The 24,752-nt window shown below is 68.8% G+C and carries 23 protein-coding genes; 13 read left to right on the top strand and 10 right to left on the bottom strand.

Annotated features, from left to right (window positions below):
• Positions 1-76 precede the first annotated feature (76 nt).
• The 8 genes from ACZ5IQ_RS18450 to ACZ5IQ_RS18415 all read left to right on the top strand — a co-directional run bounded on the left by ACZ5IQ_RS18450 (position 77) and on the right by ACZ5IQ_RS18415 (position 6,782).
• Positions 77-910, top strand: coding sequence for a GNAT family N-acetyltransferase (locus ACZ5IQ_RS18450; RefSeq protein WP_464480075.1), 834 nt, complete (start codon positions 77-79; stop codon positions 908-910).
• Complete coding sequence (locus ACZ5IQ_RS18445) at positions 907-1,773, top strand: lysophospholipid acyltransferase family protein (RefSeq protein ID WP_464480074.1); 867 nt, start codon at positions 907-909, stop codon at positions 1,771-1,773. The genes ACZ5IQ_RS18450 and ACZ5IQ_RS18445 overlap by 4 nt, the downstream gene beginning before the upstream one ends.
• A 33-nt stretch (positions 1,774-1,806) precedes the next feature.
• Positions 1,807-2,994, top strand: a complete 1,188-nt coding sequence (locus ACZ5IQ_RS18440) for a cysteine desulfurase family protein (RefSeq protein WP_464480073.1) — start codon at positions 1,807-1,809, stop codon at positions 2,992-2,994.
• A 2-nt stretch (positions 2,995-2,996) separates the two neighbouring features.
• Positions 2,997-4,064: a tRNA 2-thiouridine(34) synthase MnmA gene (gene mnmA / locus ACZ5IQ_RS18435; RefSeq protein ID WP_029105619.1), complete on the top strand. Its 1,068-nt coding sequence runs from the start codon at positions 2,997-2,999 to the stop codon at positions 4,062-4,064.
• Between the two features lie 76 nt (positions 4,065-4,140).
• The gene (locus ACZ5IQ_RS18430) at positions 4,141-4,629 is read left to right on the top strand and encodes an SRPBCC family protein (RefSeq protein WP_464480072.1); all 489 of its coding nucleotides are present in this window, start codon (positions 4,141-4,143) and stop codon (positions 4,627-4,629) included.
• Positions 4,626-4,970: an ArsR/SmtB family transcription factor gene (locus ACZ5IQ_RS18425; RefSeq protein WP_020103162.1), complete on the top strand. Its 345-nt coding sequence runs from the start codon at positions 4,626-4,628 to the stop codon at positions 4,968-4,970. The genes ACZ5IQ_RS18430 and ACZ5IQ_RS18425 overlap by 4 nt, the downstream gene beginning before the upstream one ends.
• A gap of 10 nt (positions 4,971-4,980) precedes the next feature.
• Positions 4,981-5,991, top strand: coding sequence for a methionine synthase (locus ACZ5IQ_RS18420; protein ID WP_464480071.1), 1,011 nt, complete (start codon positions 4,981-4,983; stop codon positions 5,989-5,991).
• A 113-nt stretch (positions 5,992-6,104) separates the two neighbouring features.
• Positions 6,105-6,782 (top strand): hypothetical protein, encoded by a 678-nt coding sequence (locus tag ACZ5IQ_RS18415; RefSeq protein WP_318986168.1) that lies wholly within the window; start codon positions 6,105-6,107, stop codon positions 6,780-6,782.
• Here ACZ5IQ_RS18415 and ACZ5IQ_RS18410 read toward each other — a convergent pair.
• From ACZ5IQ_RS18410 to ACZ5IQ_RS18390, 5 genes are all read right to left on the bottom strand, one after another.
• A complete protein-coding gene (locus ACZ5IQ_RS18410) occupies positions 6,779-8,398 on the bottom strand; it encodes an AMP-binding protein (protein ID WP_212813873.1) in 1,620 nt (539 codons plus the stop codon). The two genes, ACZ5IQ_RS18415 and ACZ5IQ_RS18410, sit on opposite strands and share 4 nt — an antisense overlap.
• An 80-nt stretch (positions 8,399-8,478) precedes the next feature.
• Positions 8,479-8,670: a ferredoxin gene (locus ACZ5IQ_RS18405; RefSeq protein WP_464480070.1), complete on the bottom strand. Its 192-nt coding sequence runs from the start codon at positions 8,668-8,670 to the stop codon at positions 8,479-8,481.
• Positions 8,667-9,878 (bottom strand): cytochrome P450, encoded by a 1,212-nt coding sequence (locus ACZ5IQ_RS18400; protein WP_464480069.1) that lies wholly within the window; start codon positions 9,876-9,878, stop codon positions 8,667-8,669. The genes ACZ5IQ_RS18405 and ACZ5IQ_RS18400 overlap by 4 nt, the downstream gene beginning before the upstream one ends.
• Positions 9,875-12,358: an Ig-like domain-containing protein gene (locus tag ACZ5IQ_RS18395; protein ID WP_464480068.1), complete on the bottom strand. Its 2,484-nt coding sequence runs from the start codon at positions 12,356-12,358 to the stop codon at positions 9,875-9,877. The genes ACZ5IQ_RS18400 and ACZ5IQ_RS18395 overlap by 4 nt, the downstream gene beginning before the upstream one ends.
• A gap of 163 nt (positions 12,359-12,521) precedes the next feature.
• The gene (locus ACZ5IQ_RS18390) at positions 12,522-13,418 is read right to left on the bottom strand and encodes an IclR family transcriptional regulator (protein ID WP_464480067.1); all 897 of its coding nucleotides are present in this window, start codon (positions 13,416-13,418) and stop codon (positions 12,522-12,524) included.
• Positions 13,419-13,700: 282 nt separating this feature from the next.
• Between ACZ5IQ_RS18390 and ACZ5IQ_RS18385 the strand changes: the two genes are divergently transcribed.
• Entirely contained in the window at positions 13,701-15,104 is a 1,404-nt protein-coding gene (locus ACZ5IQ_RS18385; RefSeq protein ID WP_464480066.1) for an HNH endonuclease signature motif containing protein, read from the top strand.
• A 171-nt stretch (positions 15,105-15,275) separates the two neighbouring features.
• On the opposite strand, the gene ACZ5IQ_RS18380 is transcribed toward ACZ5IQ_RS18385, so the two are convergent.
• Positions 15,276-15,692, bottom strand: coding sequence for a F420-dependent biliverdin reductase (locus tag ACZ5IQ_RS18380; protein ID WP_020103170.1), 417 nt, complete (start codon positions 15,690-15,692; stop codon positions 15,276-15,278).
• A gap of 32 nt (positions 15,693-15,724) precedes the next feature.
• Here ACZ5IQ_RS18380 and ACZ5IQ_RS18375 point away from each other — a divergent pair, with 32 nt between their 5' ends.
• The 4 genes from ACZ5IQ_RS18375 (at position 15,725) to ACZ5IQ_RS18360 (ending at position 19,283) form a co-directional block, all read left to right on the top strand.
• Positions 15,725-16,483: an SDR family NAD(P)-dependent oxidoreductase gene (locus tag ACZ5IQ_RS18375; RefSeq protein WP_464480065.1), complete on the top strand. Its 759-nt coding sequence runs from the start codon at positions 15,725-15,727 to the stop codon at positions 16,481-16,483.
• A 28-nt stretch (positions 16,484-16,511) separates the two neighbouring features.
• Positions 16,512-17,699, top strand: a complete 1,188-nt coding sequence (cbiE, locus tag ACZ5IQ_RS18370; RefSeq protein ID WP_464480064.1) for a precorrin-6y C5,15-methyltransferase (decarboxylating) subunit CbiE — start codon at positions 16,512-16,514, stop codon at positions 17,697-17,699.
• Positions 17,696-18,451 carry a precorrin-4 C(11)-methyltransferase gene (gene cobM, locus ACZ5IQ_RS18365; protein WP_346416743.1) on the top strand — a complete coding sequence of 252 codons (756 nt, stop codon included), beginning with the start codon at positions 17,696-17,698 and terminating at the stop codon, positions 18,449-18,451. Before cbiE ends, cobM begins: the two co-directional genes overlap by 4 nt.
• Before the next feature lie 106 nt (positions 18,452-18,557).
• Complete coding sequence (locus ACZ5IQ_RS18360; protein WP_464480063.1) at positions 18,558-19,283, top strand: cobalt-precorrin-6A reductase; 726 nt, start codon at positions 18,558-18,560, stop codon at positions 19,281-19,283.
• Here the strand turns inward: ACZ5IQ_RS18360 and ACZ5IQ_RS18355 are convergent.
• The 4 genes from ACZ5IQ_RS18355 to cobG are packed head-to-tail and all read right to left on the bottom strand — an operon-like array spanning position 19,267 to position 24,428.
• Entirely contained in the window at positions 19,267-21,144 is a 1,878-nt protein-coding gene (locus ACZ5IQ_RS18355; RefSeq protein ID WP_464480062.1) for a hypothetical protein, read from the bottom strand. The genes ACZ5IQ_RS18360 and ACZ5IQ_RS18355 overlap by 17 nt on opposite strands.
• 28 nt (positions 21,145-21,172) lie before the next feature.
• Positions 21,173-22,642 carry a precorrin-2 C(20)-methyltransferase gene (locus ACZ5IQ_RS18350; RefSeq protein ID WP_064859098.1) on the bottom strand — a complete coding sequence of 490 codons (1,470 nt, stop codon included), beginning with the start codon at positions 22,640-22,642 and terminating at the stop codon, positions 21,173-21,175.
• Positions 22,643-22,670: 28 nt separating this feature from the next.
• Positions 22,671-23,297 (bottom strand): precorrin-8X methylmutase, encoded by a 627-nt coding sequence (locus tag ACZ5IQ_RS18345; protein ID WP_064859099.1) that lies wholly within the window; start codon positions 23,295-23,297, stop codon positions 22,671-22,673.
• 9 nt (positions 23,298-23,306) lie between these two features.
• Complete coding sequence (cobG, locus tag ACZ5IQ_RS18340; RefSeq protein WP_167837997.1) at positions 23,307-24,428, bottom strand: precorrin-3B synthase; 1,122 nt, start codon at positions 24,426-24,428, stop codon at positions 23,307-23,309.
• Positions 24,429-24,752 lie beyond the last annotated feature (324 nt).

Below are 24,752 nucleotides of genomic sequence, written 5' to 3'. Positions count from 1 at the left end.
GATGTTTCGCAACCGGTCATCGACGCGTTACGTGATTGATGCCGCCGCGCTGATCGGCTCCGTCACCGTGCTGAGCATGAGCACTAGTTCTGTACTCATCGCCCCCGACGACACTGCTGTTTCGACCGACACCCCGAGGTACACCCTCCTGTTGTCGGCCGACCCCGAACACATCGAGGCCGCGCAACGGCTTCGTCACCACGTGTTCACCTCCGAGCCGGGCTACACCCTCACCGACGACAGCCCCGGATTCGAAAGTGGCCGCGACGCCGACCGATTCGACGAGTTCTGCGACCACCTGCTGGTCCGCGAGGACCACACCGGCGAGTACGTCGGCTGCTACCGCATGCTGCCGCCGCCCGGTGCCATCGCCGCCGGCGGACTGTACACCGCAACGGAATTCGACGTCACCGCGCTCGACCGCCTGCGCCCGTCGCTGGTGGAGATGGGCCGCGCCGTGGTCCGCGCCGACCACCGCAACGGCGCCGTGGTGCTCCTGATGTGGGGCGGCATCCTGGCCTACCTGGACCACAGCGGCTACGACTACGTCACCGGCTGCGTGTCGGTGCCCATCCAGGGCAGCCCCGACGAGCCACCGGCCACCCAGATTCGCGGCGTGCGTGACTTCGTCAACAAGCGGCACGCCTCGGAGTACAAGGTGCGCCCGTACCGCCCGGTGATCATCGACGGCAAGCTGCTCGACGACATCGAGCCGCCGGCCCGGGTGACGGTGCCGCCGTTGATGCGCGGCTACCTGCGCCTCGGCGCCAAGGTGTGCGGTGACCCGGCCTACGACCCGGACTTCGGCGTTGGTGACTTCCCGGCCCTGCTGGACAAGCGCGAAGCCGACGTCCGCTACCTGACCCGGCTGCGGTCGGCGGCCGCGGCGACCGACAAGGCCGCCCAGTGACAACGCCCGTGACACCGCAGGAGCACGCCTGGCTGCCGAAGGCGTCGTGCGACACCAGCTGCATCCGGGTCGATGCCGTGCACGTCAGCCGCCCGATCGTCGTCGTGCTGCGCACCACCGTCCGGCTGATCATGACGATGCTGCTGCTGCCCGCCCTGCCGCTGCTGGCGGTGCCGCTGCCCGGCAAGTCCCGCATCCAGCGGATGTACTGCCGGCTGATGCTGCGGTGCCTGGGCGTGCGGATCACCGTCTCCGGTGGCCCCATCCGCAACCTGAGCGGCGTCCTGGTGGTCGCCGGGCACGTGTCGTGGGTGGACATCTTCGCCATCGGCGCGGTCATGCCCGGCTCGTTCGTGGCCCGCGCCGACCTCATCGAGTGGCCGGCCCTGGGCTTCGTGGCCCGGCTGCTGAAGGTCATCCCGATCGACCGGCACAGCCTGCGTCGCCTGCCCGACGTCGTCCGCACCGTCGGGGACCGGCTCACCGCAGGTCAGACGGTCGTCGCGTTCCCCGAGGGCACCACGTGGTGCGGGCTGGGGCACGGCACGTTCGCCCCGGCCATGTTCCAGGCCGCCATCGACACCGGTCGCCCCGTGCAGCCGCTGCAGCTGACCTACCGGCACCCGGGCGGCGCGCAGTCGACCATCCCGGCGTTCATCGGCGACGATTCGCTGCTGACGTCCATCAAGCGCGTCATCACCGCCAAGCTGACGGTGTGCCACATGCAGGTGCAGTCGCTGCAGCTGCCCGGCACCGACCGCCGGGATCTGGCCGCCCGGTGCCAGGCTGCGGTGCACCAGGTGGGTCCGCTGCCCGTCGCCGCCGTTCACGGGCACACCAAGGCGGTTTGGCAGGCAGCCTGACCGGTTTGGCCTGGCCGGTATCCTGGACAGGCCATGAGCCCCGTATATCTGGACCACGCCGCCACGACCCCGATGCAGCCGGCTGCCATCGAGGCGATGACGGCGGTCCTGGCGGCCGGCGGCAACGCGTCGTCGCTGCACACCTCGGGGCGGGCCGCGCGGCGCCGGATGGAGGAGGCGCGCGAGTCCCTGGCCCAGCAGCTGGGCGCCCGGCCCTCGGAAGTGATCTTCACCGCGGGCGGTACCGAGAGTGACAATCTGGCAGTCAAGGGCATCTTCTGGGCCCGCCGGGACAGCTGCCCGGGGCGCCGCCGGATCGTGACGTTGCCCATCGAGCACCATGCGGTGCTCGATGCCGTCGAGTGGCTCGTCGAACACGAGGACGCTGAGGTGGCCTGGCTGCCCGTGGACGCCACCGGCGCCACCTCTGCTCAGGCCCTGCGTGAGATTCTCGAAACCCATGATGATGTCGCGCTGGTCAGCGTGATGTGGGCCAACAACGAGGTCGGCACCATCCAGCCGATCGCCGAATTGGCTGCTGTCGCAGCCGAGTTCGGTGTCCCGATGCACAGCGACGCAATCCAGGCGATCGGTGCCGTGCCGGTCGACTTCGCCGCGAGCGGGCTGTCGGCCATGAGCGTGGCGGCGCACAAGTTCGGTGGTCCCACCGGCGTCGGTGCGCTGCTACTGCGCCGCGACGTCGCATGCGTGCCGCTGCTGCACGGCGGCGGGCAGGAGCGTGACGTCCGTTCGGGCACACCGGATGTCGCGGGCGTCGTGGCCATGGCCGCCGCCGCGCGCGTGGCGGTGGAGGGCCTGGACGTGTACCGCACCCGGATCGGCGCCCTGCGTGACCGCCTGGTCGACGGCGTGCTGTCCGGCATCGAGGACGTGGTGCTCAACGGCGGCACGGGCGAGGACCGACTTCCGGGCAACGCGCACTTCACTTTTCGCGGCTGCGAGGGCGACGCCCTGCTGATGCTGCTGGATGCCAAGGGCATCGAATGCTCGACCGGCTCGGCCTGCACGGCGGGCGTCGCACAGCCGTCACATGTCTTGATCGCGATGGGCGCCGATCCGGCAAGCGCCCGCGGATCACTCCGATTTTCATTGGGGCACACCAGTTCTGACGCCGACATCGATGCCGTGCTGGCCGTGTTGCCGGCCGCGGTTGAGCGGGCGCGTCAGGCCGCACTGGCCAGTGCCGGGTTGGGAAGGTAGTCATGCGGGTTCTGGTAGCGATGAGCGGGGGAGTGGACTCCTCGGTGGCCGCGGCGCGCATGGTCGACGCCGGCCACGACGTGGTGGGCGTGCACCTGGCGCTGTCCACCGCGCCCGGCACCCTGCGGACCGGGTCGCGTGGCTGCTGCTCGAAGGAGGACGCCGGGGACGCTCGCCGCGTCGCGGACATCCTGGAAATCCCCTTCTATGTCTGGGATTTCGCGGACCGCTTCAAGGAAGACGTCATCGACGACTTCGTCGAGTCGTATGCCCGTGGCGAGACGCCGAACCCGTGCGTGCGCTGCAACGAGAAGATCAAGTTCTCAGCGCTGTCGGCCCGTGCGCTGGCGCTGGGATTCGACGCTGTGGCAACCGGGCACTACGCGCGGCTGGAGGACGGCCGGCTGCGCCGTGCCGTCGACGCGGACAAGGACCAGTCCTACGTGCTCGGCGTGCTGACTGCCGAACAGCTCAGCCATGCCCTGTTCCCGATCGGTGACACCCCCAAGCCGCAGATCCGGCAGGAGGCGGCCGAGCGCGGGCTGGCGGTCGCCGACAAGCCGGACAGTCACGACATCTGCTTCATCCCGTCCGGTGACACCCGGGCCTTCCTCGGCGCGCGGATCGGCATCCGGCCGGGCGCGGTCGTCGACGCCGGGGGCACGAAGCTCGCCGAGCATGACGGCGTGCACGGGTTCACCATCGGTCAGCGCAAGGGCCTCGGCATCGCGGGTCCGGGGCCGGACGGCCTGCCGCGCTACGTCACGGGCATCGATGCCGAGACCGGGACCGTCCACGTCGGTGGTGTGGCGGACCTCGAGATCCACGAACTGACGGGCGAGCGTCCGGTGTTCACCTCGGGTGTGCCGTTTGATGGTCCGGTGGAATGCCTGATCCAGGTGCGGGCGCACGGCGGACTGGCCGACGCGGTCGCCGAGTTCGCCGACGGCGTGCTCGACGTGCAGCTGCGCACTCCGCTGCGCGGCGTCGCCCCAGGTCAGACCATGGTGCTGTACCGCCGCGACCCGGACGGCGACGAGGTCATCGCCAGCGCCACGATCGCGCGCTGATCCCATCCGAAAGCAACCAAATGGTTGCGTTTCCGAAGGTGTGGCCGTAACGTGATAGGCAACCAGGAGGTTGCTTATGAATTCCGATCGCATCGAAAAAGAAGTCACCCTGCGTGCCCCGCTCGACCGCGTGTGGCGCGCCATTTCCAACGCCGACGAGTTCGGGCGCTGGTTCGGCGTCCGATTCGACGGCCCGTTCGTCGCGGGTGAATCGGTGACCGGGGTGATCACCCCGACCGAGGTCGACGACGAGGTCGCTGCCGCGCAGGAGCCGCACGCCGGTAAATCCTCGGTGTGGCAGATCGTCGCGGTCGAACCGCCGCGTCGTCTGGCGTTCCGCTGGCATCCGTACGCCGTCGAACCGGACGCCGACTACGACGACGAGCCGACCACGCTGGTCGAGTTCACACTCACCGAGACTGCCGACGGTGTGTTGTTGCAGATCGTCGAATCCGGGTTCGACATCATCCCGGCCGAGCGCCGGGCCGCGGCGTTCGAAGCCAACAGTGGCGGCTGGGATGCCCAGACGAAACTGGTACGCAAGTACCTGGACGAACTCGTGTGAGTACGGCTGTCGAAGACCGGGCGCCGTTGTTCGACGCGCTCGGCGACCCCAATCGGCTGCGTATCGTCGTGCGGCTATGCGAGGCCGGACCGTGCTCGACTTTACAAGTGACACAGGTGATTCCGGTGACCCGGCAGGCGGCCACCAAACATCTGCTGCTGTTGGAGGCGGTGGGGCTGGTGACCAGCAGCCGGCACGGGCGTGAGCGCATCTGGCGGATACAGCCGGACCCGCTCGCCGAGGCCAGTGAGTACCTGACCGCGCTGTCGAAGCGCTGGGACCGGGCCCTGGACCGGCTGCGGAGCTACGTGGAAGATCCGGCCGCAGACCCCATCGAATAGTGTTGGCGGCGTGACTGTTTTCGCCCAGGCAACCGGTATCGGCTCGTGGCCGGGGACAGTCGCACGGGAAGCGGCGGCAGTCGTGGTCGGTGAACTGCCCGCGCTGCCGCATCTGGTGGAACTGCCCGCACGTGGCGTCGGCGCCGACATCATCGGACGGGCGGGTGCGCTGCTCGTCGACATCGGCATCGACACCGTGCCCCGTGGTTACCGCATCGCACCCGGCCGCAGCGCCGTCGTGCGCCGCGCCACGGGCCTGCTCGACGAAGACGTCGACGCGCTCGAAGAGGCGTGGGAGAAGGCCGGACTGCGGGGGACCGGACGGACCATCAAGGTGCAGGTCCCGGGTCCGCTGACGCTGGCCGCCGAACTCGAACTGCCGGGCGGCCACCGGGCCATCACCGATGCCGGCGCACTGCGGGACCTGGCCGGCTCACTCGCCGAGGGCGTCGCACATCATCGCGCCGAGGTCGCGCGTCGCTGCGAGGCCGACGTCGTCGTGCAGTTCGACGAACCGTCACTGCCCGCCGCACTCGCCGGGCGGCTGGCCGGGGTGACCCGGATGTCGCCGGTGGCGCCGGTCGACGCCCTGTTGGCCGCGAGTCTGCTCGATGAGTGCATCGCGACCGTCGGGGGACAGGCGAGCATTCACGTGTGCGCTGCGGACGTGCCGTGGAAAACCCTGGCGCGCACCGCATTCAGTGCCCTCTCCATCGACGTGACCAAGCTGACCGCGGCCGATCTCGACGGTATCGGGGAGTGGGTCGAGGCAGGCCGGACCATCATGCTCGGCGTCCTGCCGGGTGTCGCCCCGGAGCGGCCGGTGCCGGTCGAGACGGTGGCCGCCGCCGCGGCGAGCGTCACCGACCGGCTCGGATTCCCGCGGACGGTGTTGCGCGAGCGCGTCGGCCTGACGCCCGCCTGCGGGCTCGCCGGCGCGACGCAGACGTGGGCGCGCACCGCGTTGACGTTGCTGCGCAAGGCCGCGGACGGCATCGCGCAGGACCCGGACGCCGCCTGAAGCCTGACTCGCGACGACTGCGGAAATCGTCAACCCCGGCCCGGTGGCATGCCATGATGAGGAACCGGAGTGCGCAGGGGGTTGCCACTCAGCGGAACTGATCGGGGGCAGACATGCGCCGTGACGATGCGCTGCTGACGGTTGCCGGTATTTCGGTGTCGGCGTTTCTGGTGATGGCGGGACCCTCGATGGCCGTGGCCGCCGCCGATCCCGGCGGGTCCAACGGCAACGGTGGCAACAGCAGCTCCGGCAAGGCTGGTTCCGGCAAGAGCGGCTCGCCGCGCGCCAACGGCGGCGGCAACTCCGGCAACGGTGGCTCGGGTTCACGCGGCAATTCCGGCGCCAATTCGTCGGTGGCCGGTCAGACCAACACCGGCAAATCCTCGAGGGCGAACGGCAAGGGCAACAACAACGCGCCCGGCGCCCAGTCGGGCAGCGGTTCCGACAACCCCGCTGCGGTGCCGGTGTTCACACCCCCGAACCCGGCGGTGCCCGTCGTCGCCGCCGAACAGCACACCGGCACGACGGCCGGGAGTTCGTGGTGGCCGGCCCCGGCGGCCCCACCGGCCGTCGAAGTACAGGCGCCGGCCGCGCCACCTGTGGAGGGCGAAGCGGATCTGCTGTCGGCCGATCACACCGGTGTCCCGGTGTGGGCCGCCGCCGAGCCGATCGGGGTGCGCGGCGATCTGTTCGGACTGGCCGGCCTGGTGTTGATGCCGCTCATCGGGCTCGTGGTCGGATATCGCCAGGCCCGGGCCGCACGCGACATCGGCCAGCCGATCCCGCGCTAGACCTCGCGGATGTCGCGCAGTTCGCGGCGCAGAATCTTGCCGGCTGCGGACTTCGGGATCGCATCGATGAACGCGACCTGCCGCACCTTCTTGTACGGCGCGACCTGGCCGGCGACGAAATCCATGATCTCGTCGCCCGTCAACGCCGACTCCGGTTGCAGCACCACGAATGCCTTGGGCACTTCCTCGCCCGACTCCGGATCACGGACCCCGACCACTGCCGTATCGGCGATACCCGGGTGCGTCAGCAGCACGGCCTCGAGTTCGGCCGGCGGCACCTGGTAGCCCTTGTACTTGATGAGCTCCTTGAGCCGGTCGACGATGTAGATGCAGCCGCTGGCGTCGACGCGGGCCAGGTCACCGGTGTGCAGGAAGCCGTCGTCGTCGATGGTCTCGCGGGTGGCGGCGTCGTTGTTGAGGTAACCGGCCATGACGTTGGGTCCGCGGAAGCACAGTTCGCCGACCTCGCTGAGACCGTGCTCGGGCCGGCCGATCTCGGCGCCCGTATCGGGGTCGACGATCTTGCTGACGGCGTTCGGCACCGTCCAGCCGCACGAGCTCAACGGTGCCACGGCGCCGACGAGTTCGCGGCCGCCGTCGAACGGCATGCAGTGGCTCACCGGGCTCAGCTCACTCATGCCGTAGCCCTGCACGATGGGGCAGCCGAGCCGGTCGGAGACCGCCATGCCGAGATCGTCATCGAGCGGCGCGGCGCCCGACATCAGCCCCTTCAGGGAATCGAGCCGGTACGAGTCGACCATCGGGTGCTTCGCCAGCGCCACCGCGACGGGCGGCGCGATGAACGCGAACGTGCACTTGTGGTCCTGGATGGTCTTGAGGAAGAGCGCGAGATCGAAGCTGGGCATGATCACCAGCCGGGCCCGGGCATGCAGGACGGAGTTGAGCAGCACCGTCATGCCGTAGATGTGGAAGAACGGCAGCACCGCGAGTACCCGGTCCTCGGGAACCAGGCCCTGGATCGGACGAATCTGCGCCACATTCGCCGCGAGATTCGTGTGGGTGAGCATGACGCCCTTGGGGTTTCCCGTGGTGCCCGAGCTGTAGGGCAGGGCCGCCAGATGCGTCGCCGGGTCGAAGCTGACCTCGGGCGCGGGCAGCGCGGCGTCGAGCAGCTCGGCGGCATTGGGATGACCGTCGGCCGCCGTGCCCGGGCCGTCGAGCACGACGACACGATCGGCGGCCAGCCCGACCTCGGCGGCGGCCTGCAGCGCCTGCGGCGCCAGCGCCGTGACGGTGATCAGCATGGCGGCCCCGGAGTCGGTCAGTTGCTTCGCGACGTCCTTCGCCGTGAACAGCGCGTTGATGGTCGTGGCCGTGGCACCGGACCGGAGGATGCCGTGGAAGGCGACGGCGAACGCGGCACTGTTCGGCGCCAGCAGGCCGACCACGTCGCCGACGCCCAGGCCACGGGCGGCCAGCGCGCCGGCGAACGCCTCGATCCGGCCCGCCAGTTCGCGGTAGGTGTACTCGGCACCGGTTGCGACCTCGGTGATGGCGATGCGATCGGCGTCCGACTCGGCCAGATCACCGAAGATGTACTCGGAGACAGCCGTGGTCGGGATCTGGACCTCGGGGAAAGGGCTCGCGATAGTCATGGCGTCTTAGATCGAACCATGCCCGGGTGACGTGCGTCATGCCGGTTGGTTGCCGTCGGCGGGCCGGCTGTGGTGCCGCGTTACACGTCGTCGGCCATGCGCAACGCACCCGTCGGACACGCCGCCACGGCCCGGCGCAACACCACCGGGTCGACATCGGCGGTGTCACCGATGTCGACCGTGCCGCCGTCGCCGACCCGGAACGCTGCGCTGATGCCCTCGCACACGCCCATGCCGATGCAGATCTCGGGGTCGACCTCCACCCGGCTCATGACCCCGCCGTGAACGGAAGGTGCGTGGGGCGGCGCACATAGCTGCCTTCGGCGTACTCGACCGCGTCGGCGTCCACGTCGAAATCCGGGCACCGGGTCAGGAGCTCCTCGAGCGCGACGCGAGCCTGCATGCGGGCCGCCGCTGCGCCGAGACAGTGGTGGTTGCCGTGGCTGAACGTGAGGATTTGAGCGGGGCGGCGCAGCACGTTCAGCTCCTCGGCATCGGGTCCCCATTGCCGGTGGTCGCGGTTGCCCGAGCCGTACAGCAGGAAGGTCTTGCGGCCGGCCGGAATCGTGGTGCCCTCGATCTCGACGTCACGGGTCGTCATCCGTGCCAGGCCCTGCACCGGCGAGGTGAGCCGCAGCAGTTCCTCCACGGCATCCGGGATGAGTGCCGGGTCGTCGATCAGGAGCTGTCGCTGATCGCGGCGGGCGGTGAGCAGTTGCACTGCGCCACCGAGCATTCCGGTTGTGGTGTCGTTGCCGCCGGTGATCATCGTGAACGCGAAGCCCAGGATGGACAGGATTCCGGACATGTCGCCGTCGGCGCCGAAGCCGGCTGCCACCAGGTGCGAGACGGTGTCGTCCTCGGGATGCTCCTGGCGGTAGGCGATCAATTCGTTGAAGTAGGTGAACAATTCGGCGATGGCGGGGGCGGCCGCGGGCTGGTGCCCGGTGGAGTTGGCGGCGACGATGGCATCGGTCCACGCGTCGAACCGGTCCCAATCCTTTTCCGGGACACCGAGATAATGCGCGACCACCATGGTGGGCATGGGTTTGAGAAACTCGGTGATGATGTCGCCGCCGCCCTTGGTGCGCAACTTCTCGATGCGGTCCACCACGAATTCGCGCACCTTGGGTTCGATCGCGGTGACCTGCCGCGGGGTGAATCCCTTGGCCACCAGCCGCCGGAAGGTGGTGTGGACCGGCGGATCCTGCATCACCATCGGCGGATTGTCTTTGATGCCAACGGCTTCCATGTCGTCGTAATTGAAGGTGAGACCCTCGGCCGACGAGAAGGTCTCGTGGTCCTTGGCCGCCGCGGAGATGTCGGCGTAACGCGACAGCACCCAGTAGTCCTTGTCGGGGGCGTGCGCGGGGACCACGTGGTGAACCGGATCATGTTCGCGCAGTGCGGCATACATGGCCCAGGGGCTGCGCCAGGTGGCAGCGGAACCGGGGGTGAAGGTGACGGCGGTGGCGGTCATGCGGACTGTGCTCCTGTGGTGATCTGCGGGAAGGGGCCGAAGCGGTCGTTGTAGCCGTCCTGGCGGGCGGCGAGCTGGGCCTGTCGTTCGGCGTCGGTCACGTACTTGGTGCCGGCCGGCAGCACGGTGCCGAGCTGATCGAGGGTGACGACCTGCTGCGAGACGATCATCGGCACGGCCGACGAGGTGGCGTCGAGTGCCTGGAACCGGATGTAGAGGGTGCCCTGGTTGAGGCCGCCGGTGGAGACCCAGTTGGCCACACCGGGGTCGTCGGGGGAGATGACGAGGGTGTAGGTGCCGTCCGGGTTGGCGATGGACTGCGCGTTGTTGAGGCTCGTCTGCGCGGTGCCGTCACCGGGTGACAGTTCCCAGTCGTTGGTCACCGGCACCACGAAGTATCCGGCGTTGCCGGGGTTGATCGTGATGACGAGAGCCTGGTTGTCGGCCAGTTGGAAGTAGCCGAGGCTCTGCTTCTGTGACACCAGCGTGCCGGGGAAGTTGAACGGCTGCGTCAGGGTGTTGGGCGGCTTGAGCTGGCCGGTCTGCAGGTTGAGGGTGACGATGTCGAGCGCCGTATTGTGCGCGCTCGTCTGGAAATTCTGGACGATGCTGACCGTGTGGGCGACCATCTCGTCGAAGCTCTCCGCGGGGGCGCCCGCCGGACCGCCCGTGCGGATGACCGTGAGGCTCGGTGCTGATTCGGTGGTCCAGTCCGCCATCGTGTACCGGACGAAGATCTGCTGGGCCTCCGGCGGTAGATAGATGTGGTTGGTCTGTCCCGGCTGGGTGGGATTGCCGTCCGCTGTGATGGTGAACGTGCCGTCGGCGTTGACCACGAGGTCCTTCGCCGCCAGGTTGCCGATCGGCAGAGCGTCGCTGATGTCGGCGTAGACGCCGAAGTTGCCGTCGACAGGGACACCGCCGAGGTACTTGCCGCTGATGACGTACGTCGAACCGCTGCGCACCGGGATGGTGCGGTAGATGGTGTCGGGGTTGTCGTAGATGAACCGGCCGCCGGGGGTGTCGGTGCCGTACCAGCTGTGTGCCCGCATATCGACGGCCATCACCAGTGGGTTGTCGGGGTCGTTGTTGACGACCGTCATCGCGGCATTGAGTGCATGTTCCCGGGCGGCTGCGTCCAGCAATGCGAGGTTCTCGGCATCGACGCCGCCGACGAGGCCGAACCGCTGCTGCGCATGCGCCAGCCACGCCTGCTTGAGTGCCTCGATGGCGGCCTGCACCTGCGGGGTGTTGACGATCTCCTGGGCCTTCTGTTCCAGCGCGATCTGGTCGGCGGTGCCGAGCGGACTGGTCGGCTTCACCGTGACGGTGACGGTCTCGGTGGTGGTGGCGCCGGCGTTCGGCTGGAACAGCTTCAGCAGGTTGATGTGGAACGGATTGCCGGGCCGGTCGTCGACGGTGACCGTGAACGAGTCGGTGCCGCCGCTGAATGCCAGTGCGTCGCTGGGGGTGTACGTGAAGGTGCCGTCCGGACGGACCATCACGCTGCCCTTCGTCGGGCCCTTGTCGACGGTGTAGGTGAGCTTGTCGCCGTTGGCGTCGGTGGCTTTCAAGTCACCCTTGATGACACCACCGAAGGTCTGGCTGGTCTCGGTCTGCTTGTAGTTGATGAGCGGCGAGGAGTTGAAGAAGGTGTTGCCGATCTCGCGGCGAATCCAGCTGAACAGGGTCCACAACACCGGCGCCTGCGGCGGAGCGGCGGGGCTGGTTCCGGCGTGCGGGACCAACCCGATTGCGCCCAGCAGGCTCGACACCACGTGCGTGACGAAGTTGCCGCCGGTGGCAGCCGTGGAGACGGGATGCGTTGTCGCCGTGAGGGTGTTGATCTTGGTCGCGGCAGCGGACAGGGCCGTCGAGACGGTGTTGGCGGCGGACTCCACTGAAGGTGCCTGCGCGGCAGCAGGTTTCGCGGCGGTCACCGCCGCGGTCGAGGTGGGTGCCGGGTTCGTCTTGGGGTTGGTCTGGCTCGTCGCGGCGGTCGGCTGGGGGACCGACACGGCAGGTTTGGGTACCGCGTTGCGAAGTTGGTTCTGCCGGGACTTCTTGATCGTCGGCTTCGCGGTTTCGGCCGGATTGCCGGACCCGGGCTTCGTCGTGGCCGGCTTCTGTTCGGGGGTGTCGCTGTCGCCGGGCTTCGGGGTCTCGGTGTCCCCGGGCTTGTCCGGCGTCGTCGCGGAGGCTGCGTCCTGATCGCTCTTGGCCGCCGAATCCTTCTGGCGCTTGGGCTTTTTCGCCTTCTTGGTGGGCTTTTCCGCCTTTGGCTTGGTGGCCGGCGACGGTTTGTCGGTCGACGACGCGGAGGTGCCGGTGCTGGTGTCGGCGAGGCAGATGGCAGGACTGTTCGCGACGGCGATGCCGATGCCGAGGGCAACGGCCAGTGCGCCTACGCGGCCGATGAACCGGGCGTGACCCGATCCGGCCGAGCTACCAATGCGATGCAGCGTCGTCGCTGTGTCCATCCATGCTCCCGATATAGTGACGAATAGTTGGCAGTTAAGTGCCAAATAATTGGCGACGGGCAGATGGTAAGCATCCCGGCGACAGCCGCGCAAGCATTGATTTCCGGTGAGTGGGTCGCGAAAGTGCCCGCCGGTTGACCGGCGGGTGGCGCAGTGGTGATGACTAGTGCTGGCTGAGCTTTGCTGCGGCCGAGCGCAATTCGTGGATGTACCGCGCGCGATCGGCGGCGCTCACCGACGGATCCAGCGGTCCGAGCTGTACCTCGTAGGCGGGATGGCCGGCTGCGTTGTCCACGGCGGTGCTCAGATAGCTCACGGCCAGTGGCTCGGGTGATTCGAGCTGCGCTGTGCTGTAAGGCTTACCGCCGAGGCTGACCAGTGTCTCGAAAACCCGCTGCCGGAGCGCACTGCGCCGGGGGTGCTCGGAGAGCAGTTCGGCGACATCGCCCAGTACGCCCAGCACCTCGGGGTTGGAATCGCCGAAATCGAATATCGCGACGCCGTCCCTGCGGAGTTGGTCGAGCAGGTTGCTGAAGTCGGCGCGCTGCTCCTGTGGCGCTCCGGCCAGCCACTGTTGCTGGCTTGCCGCGTCGCGGCGCGCGATCACCGTCGCGCCGGCCGGCGGCGTCAACGGTAGGCGGACGCCGACACTCACACCGCCCGGGATGTGGCCGACGCCGCGCACCACGCTGACGAACGTCATCTCGGTGGTGCCGACCATGGCCAGCGACACGCCACACTTGGTGGCATGTGCCAGGTCCTGCAGGACCTCGGTGTGGTTGTCCGGCAGGGGCAGGGCATTGCGCACGGCCTCGGCGACGCCGAGCATGCCCGGTCCGAGCGTGTAGCTCCGATCGGCAAGGCGCACAACCCAACCCGCGCGCTCCAGGGCCAGCAGGATCGAGGTGACGGTCGCGCGGTTGAGGTCGAGTCGGGACGCGATGGAGGCCACCGAACTCGGTTCGGACTGCTGCGCCAGGAGTTCGATGATGCTGACGACGCGGTCGGTGGGCGGTGAGCCTGCGCGTGCGCTGTCTTCCAGCGGAGTGCCGCGTGCCATCGATGCTCCTGCCGGTCTGGGGACGCTGAGCATCTTATGACGAATAGTTGTCGCAGTTGTGGACCGTGGCCGTCTGGTGGTCGGTTTTGCTGATGGCTGCAGTCTCGGTGTCGCGTCTGCGGACATCTCGCCGACCGAGTGCTGGCCGACAATCAGGTTGCTCTTGTCCTGAGTCGTCGTGCGCCAAAAAACTTTGGTCACTTTGTTTGCGCTGGTCACGCTGGGCAACTAGGGTCTCTTTCGTCACACCGAATTGTCGGCGGTTCGAACTATTGTTCGAATATGCCTTCCGACCGTGCCGCTGTCCTGACCGCCTACGCGGCGCTCGAGGACGCGGTCGTGGCGGTCAACAATCTCGACTACACCGGCCTGGACGTGCGGACGCTGTTGGAGGTGCAGTCGCGCCGCGAAACCCTTAAGTGCGCGGCCGAGGCGGTCGATCACCAGATTCTGGCGGCGGCACAGACCCAGGCCGCGGCCAAAGACATCGGGGCCAAAGATTGGCCTGAGGTGCTGCATGTGCGGTTGCGGATCAGTCGGGAGGAGGCCCGCCGCCGGGTCCGCGATACGGATAATCTGGGCCCGCGGTCAGCGATCACCGGGGAGCCGTTGGGTCCGGTGTGGGAGCTGGTCGCCGCCGCGCTCGGTGAGGGGGCGATCAACGGTGAGCATGTGCAGGTGATCACCTGGTTTTTCGGGAAGTTGCCGTTGTGGGCGGCCGACCCGGTCACTCTCGCCCAGTGTGAGGCGGATCTGGTGGCCGATGCCCGAATCAAAACCCCCGAGGACCTCCGCAAAGTCGCTGCTGATCTGTTGTATCGGCTGGATCAGGACGGGCCCGAGCCTGACGACTCTGAACCCGACCCGAAACGCGCCATCAACCATGGCAAGCAGCGCTCCGATGGCACCTCCGAGGTCAGCGGCACCATCGACGCCGAGACCCGTGCTTATTGGGATGCGATCTACGACAAATGGGCCGCCCCCGGCATGTGCAACCCCGCCGACGCCGTGCCCTGCATCTCGGGTACACCGACCCAGGAACAGATCGACAACGACACCCGTACCGCCGCCCAGCGCCGCCATGACGCGTACAAGATGGTCGGCCGCATGATCCTGAAGACCGGCATGCTCGGCGAACACAACGGATTTCCTGTCGCGGTGATCGGCACCTGTACCGTCACCGACCTCGAGAAGCGCACCGGCATGGCGCTCACGCACACCGGCACGAAACTCCCGGTCAAAGACCTGGTTCAGATGGCCGCCGCCGGAGCCGACCACTACCTCGTCGTCTTTGACGACCACACCGAACAACCGCTGTACATGGGCCGAGCACGTCGTACCGCCACTGTCGCCCAACGTTTCGCTTTGTTCGCCCGCGACCTGGGCTGCACCAAACCCAACTGCACCGCCCCCGCATCGCGCTCTCAGGCCCATCACGTCAACACCAACTGGCGCGATGACGGACCCACCGACATCACCAACCTCACCCTGGCCTGCGGGCCCCACAATCGCCTGGCCGACACCGGCGGCTGGACCACCACCATGGGCCCCGACGGCCGCATCCACTGGACCCCACCACCACTCTTAGATGTGGGCCAGCCAAGAACCAACCACTACTGTCATCCGACGCTCTACCCGGCGGAGAGCGGAGACGAGGGTGGCGAAAGTGACAGTCCCGCAAGGTGATACAGCGTCACTGACGCTCAACGGCACGACACCACGTCGCGCCGGCGGTGCCGCATCCGCTGCGGCACCTGCACACGTGTCACCCGGAACCGTTGAAATCAGAGCGATTGCGCTGGGCGTCGGACCGTCACCACAATCGGCAGGTCTCCGGAGCCGAGACTGAAAAGCGGACTACGCCTCGCCGCGGTCCAGCAGCTCGCTGGAGCCGAGGACGCGTTCGATGCGGACCTCGATCACCACGCGCCGCGGGTTCACCCGCGGGGTGCGGTAGCGCTGGGCGTAGCGCAGTTCGGCGTCGCGGACGTCGTCGGCGTCGTTGCTGACGGTCGACTTGCCTTCGAGGGACAGCCACCGGGCACCGTCGACCTGACTCAGCACGGCGACACCGCGCTGGGCGGCGTTGAGAGCCTTCTGCGAGCCGCCGGTGGTGATGACGCGCGCGATGTGGGTCTTCGGGTCGAAGGTGAATCCGACGGCCACGACGTGCGGGGAATTGTCCGATCGCAGGGTGGTCAGCATCGCCAGATGACGCTCGGTGAGGAATGCCAGCGCGTCACTGGTGAGCCGTGTCGTTGCCTTCGCCATCATCACCAAAAGTAGCGCAGGTGATAATCGCAGCCGTGAACGACACGGCGGATACCGGCGGCGAGGTGGTCGTCGTCTTCGGCGGCCGCAGTGAGATCGGCCTGGAACTGGCCATCCGGCTGGCGCCGGGCAACACGGTGGTGCTGGCCGCGCGCCGGGCCGATCAACTGACGGACGAGGTACGGGCGGTGCGCACGGCCGGCGCTGCGGAGGTCCACACCTGCGAGTTCGACGCCGACGAACTGGCCTCGCATGCCGCGCTGGTCAGCGCGATCGAAGCCGAGCGCGGGCCCATCGGTACCGCGGTCCTGGCCTTCGGCGTCCTCGGTGACCAGGCCCGGGCCGAGGACGATGCCGCGCACGCGGTGGCCGTCGTCCACACCGACTACGTGGCCCAGGTGAACTTGCTGACCCTATTGACGCAGCGCATGCGCGCCGCGGGTCGGGGACGGCTGGTGGTGTTCTCGTCGATCGCCGGGGCGCGGGTCCGCCGGGCCAACTACGTCTACGGTTCGGCCAAGGCGGGCCTGGACGGCTTCGCGTGCGGGTTGGCCGACGCGCTGCACGGGACCGACATCCAATTGCTGATCGTGCGCCCCGGCTTCGTGATCGGCCGGATGACCGCGGGCATGGAGCCGGCGCCGATGTCGAGCACGCCCGCGCAGGTCGCCGAAGCTGCCGCGACGGCGCTGCGCAAGGGCAAGTCCGCGGTCTGGGTGCCGTGGGGTATCCGCCCGCTGATCTTCGCGACTCGTTTTGTGCCGAAAGCCATCTGGCGGAAGATGCCGCGATGAGCGCTTGCGCGAAGAGCAGAGGGCACCGATGACCAGAAACGAAGGCAAGATCACCGTCGTCGGCATCGGCGCCGACGGGATGGCCGGACTGGGCCAGGCCGCCCGGGGCGAACTACACAGCGCGACAGTGATTTTCGGTGGTCCGCGACAGCTGGACCTGCTGGACGCCGAGGTCACCGCCGAGCGGCGGGCCTGGCCGTCGCCGATGCTGGCGGCCCTGCCCACGTTGTTCGACGGGCGGGGGGACGTGCACGTCGTGGCGTCCGGCGACCCGATGCTGCACGGCATCGGCGCAACCCTCATCCGGCTGTTCGGCCGGGACCGTGTGACGGTGCTGCCGCACGTGTCCTCGGTGACGCTGGCGTGCGCGCGACTGGGCTGGAGCGTGCAGGACACCGAGGTGATCAGCCTCGTCAACGCCGCACCGCACACCGCCATCCGCCCCGGTGGCCGGGCGGTGGTGTTGTCCAAGGGAGCCGACACCCCGCGGGCGTTGGCCCGGCTGCTCACCGAAACCCGTCGTGGCCAATCGGAGTTCACGGTTCTGGAACAGCTCGGCGGCCCGGCCGAACGCATCACCACGATGACGGCCGGGGAGTGGGACGCCAGTGACCCGCACGTCGACGCACTCAATGTCATTGCCGTGCGGTACGCACCCGACCTGCGCATCGGGACGGTCGTGGCGGACACGGCCTTCGATCACGACGGGCAGATCACCAAACAGACCATTCGGGCGCTGGCGCTGACCGCGTTGCAGCCGCGCCCCGGCCGCGTGCTGTGGGACATCGGCTCGGGGTCGGGCAGCATCGCGATCGAATGGTGTCGCGCATCGGGCGGCCGGGCCGTCGCGTTCGAGCGCGACGAGGTGCGCCGCGAGCGGATCGTCAACAATGTCACCAAGTTCGGCGTCACCGTGGACGTGCGCGGCGCGGCGCCGGAAGGATTCCAGGATGTGGCCGGCCCGGACACCATCTTCATCGGTGGTGGCCTCACCCAACCGGGACTGTTCGACGCCTGCTTCGACGCGCTCGAATCCGGCGGCCGGCTGGTCGCCAACGCGGTGACGGCAGAGTCGGAAGCCTTTGTGGTGCAGCTCTATTCGAAACTGGGCGGCGAACTGCGCCGCTTCCAGCACTACCACGGCGAACCGCTCGGTGGCTTCACCGGTTGGCGCCCGGCATTGCCGATAACCCAGTGGACGGTGGTCAAGAAATGACGGTGTACTTCATCGGCGCGGGACCCGGCGCCGCCGATCTCATCACCGTGCGCGGGCAGCGGCTGCTGCGGTCGTGTCGCGTCTGTCTGTACGCCGGCTCGATCATGCCCGACGACCTGCTGGCGGAATGCCCGCCCGACGCGCGCATCGTCGACACCGGTCCGCTCAACCTGGAGCAGATCATCGGCGAGTTGGTCGCCGCACATGAAGCCGGACTCGACGTGGCGCGCCTGCACTCGGGGGATCCGTCGATCTACAGCGCGGTGGCCGAACAGTGCCGGCGGCTGGACGAGCTCGGTATCGACTACGAAATCGTGCCCGGCGTACCGGCTTTCGCCGCTGCCGCCGCGGCACTCGGGCGAGAGCTGACGGTGCCCGGCGTGGCCCAGACCGTCACCCTGTCCCGGGTCGCGACACTGTCGACCGCGATGCCGCACGGCGAGGATTTGGTGACCCTGTCCAGGCCCGGCGCCACGTTGGTACTGCACCTGGCGGCTGCGCAGATCGACAACATCGTCCCCCAACTGCTCGAGGGTGGGTACTGCCCCGAAACTCCCTGCGCGGTGGTGGCTTTCGTCAGCTGGCCGAGCGAGCAGGTCATCACCTGCGCGCTGTCCGAGCTGGCCGAGCGGACCAAAGCGGCGGGCATCACCAAGACCGCGGTGATCTTCGTCGGCGACGCGCTGGGTGCCCAGGGGTTCACCGACAGTTACCTGTATTCGAGCGGCCGGCGCCGCGGGGCGACACATTGATGGCGGAGCCGCCACGGGCAACAACCCGCGAGGTAGACGTTCGGCACGCCGCCGACGGCGTGTCGCGGGCGGAAAGTCCGTGTCGCGGGCACTGGGAAGGTGACCGGTGAAGCTTCTGCTCCTGGGCGGGACGTCCGAGGCGCGGGCATTGGCCAAGCGGCTGCACCCCGGCATCGAGCTGATCAGTTCCCTGGCCGGTCGCGTCCCCGACCCGGCGCTACCCGTGGGCCCGGTACGGATCGGCGGCTTCGGCGGCGTCGACGGCCTGCGAACCTACCTGCAGGACAACGAGATCACCGCCGTCGTCGACGCCACGCACCCGTTCGCCGCCACCATCACCGCCAATGCCGCCCGGGCCTGCGCCGGACTGCAGCTGCCGCACCTGGTCCTGGCGCGGCCGGCGTGGCCGCACGGTGACGCCATCGTCGTCGCTGATGACCGGCAGGCGGCGCAGACCGTCGAAGACCGCGGCTACCAACGGGTCTTCCTGACCACGGGACGTTCGGGCACGACGGCTTTCCGCGCGTCGGACGCCTGGTTCCTGATCCGTGCCGTCACGCCGCCGGACGCCGATACGCTGCCGCCGCAGCACCACATCCTGTTGTCCCGCGGCCCGTACGACTACGACAACGAGCTGGCGCTGCTGCGTGACCACCGCATCGATGCCCTGGTCACGAAGAACAGCGGTGGCGGCATGACGCGCGCGAAGCTGGATGCCGCTGCGGCGCTGAATGTTCCGGTGATCATGGTGGACCGGCCGGCGCTGCCCGGCGGCGTGGCGACAGCCGCCAGCGTCGACGAAGCCGAAGCGTGGGTCAGGGCGCGTCGATGAGCCGCTGGAGTTCGTCCCAGGCGGCCCGCCGGTGCGCTTCCGCGTCGTCGCGGAGCTGACGGACCTTCTCGCCCTGCGCGGTGCTGCGGTCCCGCAGCGCCTCGAGGTCCACGATGAGCCGGCGCCGTAGCTCGCCTTCGGGGCCGTCGGTGCCGAGGACGTTGAGCTGCTCGGAGATTCGGCTCTGCGCTTCGTAGTCACCCGAGCGCGCGGCCTCGACCTGCTCGGCGCCCGATTCCAGCCGCTCGGCGGTCGCCCACTTGTCCAGGACATCGCCGAGCACGGTGATGGTGGCGGCGTCGAGGGACCGGTCGGCCAGCCATTCTTCGAGCTGGCCCGGCGCGAGGTGCTCGTAGTCGATCTCGCTGGACAGCGGCCGGCTTTCCAGCACCGTGGCTTCGACGGCGCCGTGGCCGGCCGCGGTGACCGTGATCCGGTGGTTGGTCCCGTCGTCGGCGATCGCGGTGACGTTGTCCCGCGCTTCCACGCGGTGTCCCTGAAAACGGACGATCTCGAAGATCACCTCGACCGGTTCGGCATGGTCGTTCTCGACCCGCAGGGTATGGAGTCGCTCGCGCCGCTGCTCGTGGACCAGCGCGGCGCGGGCCAGGCGCACGCGGGCGGTGACGTCGCTGACGGTCGAGGTGTGCCGGCACCGCACCGCAAGGTCTTTCGCGAACGGCAGCCGCACCTTCGCGTCGCGGGCGGTGAAGGGCACCATCGCTTCGCCGGCGTAGGCGTCCTGCTCGTAGATGACGGCGGGGCCTTCCTCGAGCACGATGCCCGCGGTGTTGGTGAAGACGAGGACGATCTCGGGGGAGCGGTCATGGCCGGTCCAGACCAGTTCGCGCCGGACGCCGTCCACGGCCTGTACCGCCAGGGGAATCATCGACGCGCCGCCGCGTTTGAGTGACACCGGGGTACTCAGCCGGTACTCGAAATACTCACCGCGGTCGGCGGTTTCGACATCGTCGACGGCGTCGGCATACGCATCGAAAAACCCGGCGCCGGCAGGTGCGGGCATCGCCATCGCCGCCGATACCTCGGCCGGCGACCGGGTTTTCGCGGCGGCGGCCACGGGCACCGCACCGCGGCGGCTTTCCTCGACAACCTCCCGATACGCGTGCTTGCTCTCGTACAGGTCGATGTCGAAGGAGACCGGTTCGCCGGTGGTCAGCGTCAACGCGATGTCGGTGAGGTCCTCGTCGACCGGGTTGTGCACGATGCCCATCGCGGTCAACACCAGGCCGTCACCATCGCGCACCAGACGGTACGACAGCCGCCACAGCGGCGCCGGCACCACGTAGGACACCTGGACGGTCCCGCTGCTCCGAACCTGTACGCCCACCTGGCAATGCTGGCCCGCGGTCAGCGCGCGGGACCGGTCCAGCAGGTACTCGAGGTTCTCGCGTGACGGTCCCTCCGCCAGCGTCACGGCGCCGACGTCGGCCAGTTCGATCAGGCTGACCGATCCGGCGTCGGTGCGCAGGACCAGCACCTGTCGATACTTCGCGGATTCGTCGACACCGATCACCTCGCCCCGATGCCGGGTGCCGCCGCAGTCGACTTCGACGGTGCGGCCCCGCAATCCGTCGAACAGTCCGCGCAGCGCGTTGCCCGACTCGATCTGCACCCCGCGGCCACCCAGTTGGGTGTGCGGATCGGTCGGGGTGTCGAACGAGACTGCCCCGACGGCCAGCTCGCCGCCCGTGCCGGTCACCGACAGCGACTTCAGCACGTCCTTCATCTGGGCGTGGCGGAATGTCAGGGCGAAATCACCGTCGACCGGGCCACTGCGTTCGACCAGCGCCATGCCGTGCTTGTACATGACCAGGCGCGTGACTCGAGGGCTTTCGCTCATGTCCGGAAACCCTAGTGGCCCAACCGAATCAGTGGGGGTAATACCGCGGGGTGAACACCCGGTCGCCTTCGGGGGTGGAGTGCCACACCGTCTGCGACGATCCGATGATCAGCAGGCAGCGCATGTCGATCTCGGTCGGCTTGAGGTCGGCCAGGCGCACCACCCGTACGGATTCGTTCGGTCCGGCGACGTCGCGACCGATGATGACGGGGGTGTTCGGGTCCCGGTATTCCAGCAGCAGATCCTGCATGGCCGCGACCTGCCAGGTGCGCGTCTTCGACGCCGGGTTGTAGATCGCGAGCACCAGATCGGCGCGCGCGGCGGCAGTGACGCGGGTGGCGATGATGTCCCACGGCTTGAGCCGGTCGGACAGCGAGATCACCGCGTAGTCGTGACCGAGGGGTGCGCCGACGCGGCTGGCCACGGCCTGTGCGGCGGTCATCGCCGGGATCACCCGGACGTCGACGCCCGGCCACTGCCGGGCCTCTTCGAGCACCGCGGTCGCCATCGCGAACACGCCGGGGTCACCGGAGGACACCACGGCGACGGTCCGGCCCTCCTGGGCCAGCTTGCAGGCCAGCTCGGCACGGGCACGTTCGTCGGTGTTGTCGCTCGGGTGCCGCTGCTGGCCGGGACGCTCGGGCACCCGGTCCAGGTACGGCCCGTAGCCGATCAGGTCGGTGGCGGCGGCCAGTTCCCGACGGGTCTGGGTCGTCGTCCACTCCGGGTCGCCCGGCCCCAGCCCGACCACGACCACGCTGCCGGCCGTGGCCTGGTCCTGCCGGCCGCCCGGCAGGATCGCGATGGAGAAGTACGGCACCGTCGTCTCGTCGACGTCGGCAGCCGGCAGCACCCGCTGCGCCTCGGTGCTCGCGCGCTCGACGTAGAACGCCTCGTCCAGCCGTCCGGCCGACGAAAGTGCCTGCCGCACCGCCGGGTACGAGCGCCCCAGCTTCATCACGACGGCGGCGTCGGTGTCGGCCAGGCGGCGCTGCAGCTCGCCGGCCGGCAGCGTGCCGGGCAGGATGGTGAGCACCTGTTCGCCCTGCACCAACGGCGTCGAGATCGCCGCCGACGCGGCGCTGACCGACGTCACGCCCGGCACGATGACGGCGTGGAACCGTTCGGTGAGCCGCGTGTGCATGTGCATGTACGAGCTGTAGAACAGCGGGTCGCCCTCGGCCAGCAGCGCGACGTTGCGGCCCGCGGCCAGGTGGGTGGCGATGCGTTCGGCGGCCTCGGTGTAGAAGTCCTCGATCGCGCCGTCGTACCCGCCGGGGTGCGACGTGGTCTCGGTCGTCACGGGGTAGACGAGGTGCTCCTCGATCTGGCCCGGGCGCAGATACGGTTCGGCGATGCGGCGCGCGATGCTGTGGCCGTGCCGCGCACTGTGGTACGCCACCACGTCGGCCTCGCCGATCACCCGCGCGGCCTTGACCGTCACCAGCTCCGGGTCACCCGGACCCAGGCCGACACCGAAGAGAGTTCCCGTTGTCATCGTCCACCTTCTGCTCGTTCGGCGAGCCTCACTCGCGTTCACTCGCAATCGCGTTCACCGCGGCGGCGGCCATGGCGCTACCGCCACGCCGCCCCGTCACCACCAGATAGTCCATGCCGCGCGGTCGCGCGATCAGTTCGTCCTTCGACTGCGCCGAACCCACGAAACCCACGGGGCCGCCCAGCACCGCGGCAGGCACCGGCGCGCCCTCGTCGAGGAGCTCCAGCAGCCGGAACAGCGCGGTCGGCGCATTGCCGATGGCCAGCACGGCACCGCCCAGCCGGTCGGCCCACAGATCGACCGCGGCCGCCGACCGCGTGCTGCCCAGCTTTTCGGCCATGGCGGGCGCACCCGGGTCGGCAACCAGCGACACGACTTCGTTGTCCGCGGGCAGGCGTGAGCGCGTGATGCCCGCCGCCACCATCGACGAGTCGCACAAGATGGGAGCCCCGGCGGCCAGCGCGGCGTGCGTGCGGGTCACCACGTCGTCGGTGTACGCGACGTGCTCGGTGACATCGACCTGGCCGCAGGTGTGGATCAGACGGACGACGACACGTGACACGTCGTCGGGAAATCGCGCCAGATCCGCTTCGTCGCGGATGGTCGCGAACGACTGCCGGTAGATCTCCGCAGCGTCGCGGACGTAGTCGAGCACGCGATAACCCTACGGGTGGCGCGGTTCGTACCCCGAGTTGGTCGCCACCAGCACCTCGCCGACGGCCGGACTGCCGCAGGCGCGCTCGCAGCCGACGAAATGCCGGCGGCCGCCAGGCTCACCCGACTCCGCGGCTGCGGCGGCGTCACTACGCACGTCGGTCAGTGACTTGGCGCACCCCGGGCTGCCGGTGCAGGAGCTGATGGACAGCCAGGGGGAGTGCTCGTCGAAGATCAGGCCCATGGGTGCCAGCACCCGCAGGGAGGTGTCGGCGATGCCCTCTTCGAGGTCACAGATCAGTAACGAGCGCCATGGTGTGACCACCACCGGAGCGGTGATCGCCGCCACAAACTCGGCGGTACGGGCCTGCAGCACACCCAGCGGGACGGCGGCGCCCAACGTGATCCGGCCGTCGTCCTGGGGTATCCAGCCGACCGGCGGAACGTCGACCGGTGACCAGGTCGCGCCGGCAGGTTCGGTGGGATTCAGCCCGGCGCCGGCCAGGAGCTCGTCAGTGTCGTCCAGTTCACTTGTCCGCCAGCGGTTTCCGCGAATGGGCTGGAAGGCGCCGGCCAGGTTCAGCAGCGTGTCCGCGGCCTGCACGGCGGGTATCCGAACCCCGGTATCGCGGCCTGCCACCAGCACGGCGGCGGTGTCGGCAGAGGTCAGATGGGTGCTGGCATCGGGGGCCAACCCTGAGATGTCCCCGCGGCCATCGTCGATCCCGAACCAGAACCTACCGGGCAGTTCGGCCAGGTCAGGGCGGTTTTGCAGGCCGGTGTCGAGGTCGCGCACGGCGGCCCGGATGTCGCCCAGTCCGCCGCTGCGGCCCGACAGCGGGGACGCCACGATGTTGCGGATGCGCTCGTGGGTTGCCGAGGGCAGCAGGCTCGCGGCTTCGACCGCCGCGGCCAGGCCGGCGGCGTCGTGAATCCCACGCACCTGGATGTTGCCGCGCGAGGTCAGTTCCATTGCCGGCGAACCGAATTCGGGGGCCGCGTGGGCCAGCGCCTCGAGCTGCGCAGCGGTGATCACGCCGCCGGCCAGGCGGATGCGGGCCAGGCCCCCGTCGGCCGCCTGGTGCACCTGCAGGGCGCCGGGGCAGGCGTCGTCGTCACGGCTGCGAATCACCTTGTCCACGTTACGTTGTGCCGCAGATAGTGAAACAGGTCACTGCCGTTTCCGGCCTGTTCCGTGCCTTACAAGACCCTTGTTTTCGACCTCCCGGCCCGTACCGTGGAATCCGAACTTCCGCTTGCTACACCGCATTCGGATGACATAAGGAGGGACGCAATGTCCGATTTCGCTCTGTACGTTGGTGGCGTCTTCGCTCTCATCGTCGCCGCGGGCCTGCCCTACCAGGGCAAGACGTGGTACCAGCGCTGGGAGACCAACCAGCGCTGATCTCAGCGCGGTAGATAAGACCGCCGGCGGGCGGGTTGCACAGCAACCCGC

Source organism: Mycobacterium toneyamaense (assembly GCF_055384815.1).
The sequence above is the reverse complement of the archived record's forward strand: the minus strand, read 5'-3'. Positions and strand labels throughout refer to the sequence as shown.

What these genes read in the sequence shown, in the direction of transcription:
- ACZ5IQ_RS18450 (WP_464480075.1), top strand. Translation starts at nt 77, where the DNA reads ATGAGCACTAGTTCTGTACTCATCGCCCCCGACGACACTGCTGTTTCG.
- ACZ5IQ_RS18440 (WP_464480073.1), top strand. Translation starts at nt 1,807, where the DNA reads ATGAGCCCCGTATATCTGGACCACGCCGCCACGACCCCGATGCAGCCG.
- mnmA (WP_029105619.1), top strand. Translation starts at nt 2,997, where the DNA reads ATGCGGGTTCTGGTAGCGATGAGCGGGGGAGTGGACTCCTCGGTGGCC.
- ACZ5IQ_RS18430 (WP_464480072.1), top strand. Translation starts at nt 4,141, where the DNA reads ATGAATTCCGATCGCATCGAAAAAGAAGTCACCCTGCGTGCCCCGCTC.
- ACZ5IQ_RS18415 (WP_318986168.1), top strand. Translation starts at nt 6,105, where the DNA reads ATGCGCCGTGACGATGCGCTGCTGACGGTTGCCGGTATTTCGGTGTCG.
- ACZ5IQ_RS18410 (WP_212813873.1), bottom strand. Translation starts at nt 8,398, where the DNA reads ATGACTATCGCGAGCCCTTTCCCCGAGGTCCAGATCCCGACCACGGCT.
- ACZ5IQ_RS18405 (WP_464480070.1), bottom strand. Translation starts at nt 8,670, where the DNA reads ATGAGCCGGGTGGAGGTCGACCCCGAGATCTGCATCGGCATGGGCGTG.
- ACZ5IQ_RS18400 (WP_464480069.1), bottom strand. Translation starts at nt 9,878, where the DNA reads ATGACCGCCACCGCCGTCACCTTCACCCCCGGTTCCGCTGCCACCTGG.
- ACZ5IQ_RS18395 (WP_464480068.1), bottom strand. Translation starts at nt 12,358, where the DNA reads ATGGACACAGCGACGACGCTGCATCGCATTGGTAGCTCGGCCGGATCG.
- ACZ5IQ_RS18390 (WP_464480067.1), bottom strand. Translation starts at nt 13,418, where the DNA reads ATGGCACGCGGCACTCCGCTGGAAGACAGCGCACGCGCAGGCTCACCG.
- ACZ5IQ_RS18385 (WP_464480066.1), top strand. Translation starts at nt 13,701, where the DNA reads ATGCCTTCCGACCGTGCCGCTGTCCTGACCGCCTACGCGGCGCTCGAG.
- ACZ5IQ_RS18380 (WP_020103170.1), bottom strand. Translation starts at nt 15,692, where the DNA reads ATGATGGCGAAGGCAACGACACGGCTCACCAGTGACGCGCTGGCATTC.
- cbiE (WP_464480064.1), top strand. Translation starts at nt 16,512, where the DNA reads ATGACCAGAAACGAAGGCAAGATCACCGTCGTCGGCATCGGCGCCGAC.
- cobM (WP_346416743.1), top strand. Translation starts at nt 17,696, where the DNA reads ATGACGGTGTACTTCATCGGCGCGGGACCCGGCGCCGCCGATCTCATC.
- ACZ5IQ_RS18355 (WP_464480062.1), bottom strand. Translation starts at nt 21,144, where the DNA reads ATGAGCGAAAGCCCTCGAGTCACGCGCCTGGTCATGTACAAGCACGGC.
- ACZ5IQ_RS18350 (WP_064859098.1), bottom strand. Translation starts at nt 22,642, where the DNA reads ATGACAACGGGAACTCTCTTCGGTGTCGGCCTGGGTCCGGGTGACCCG.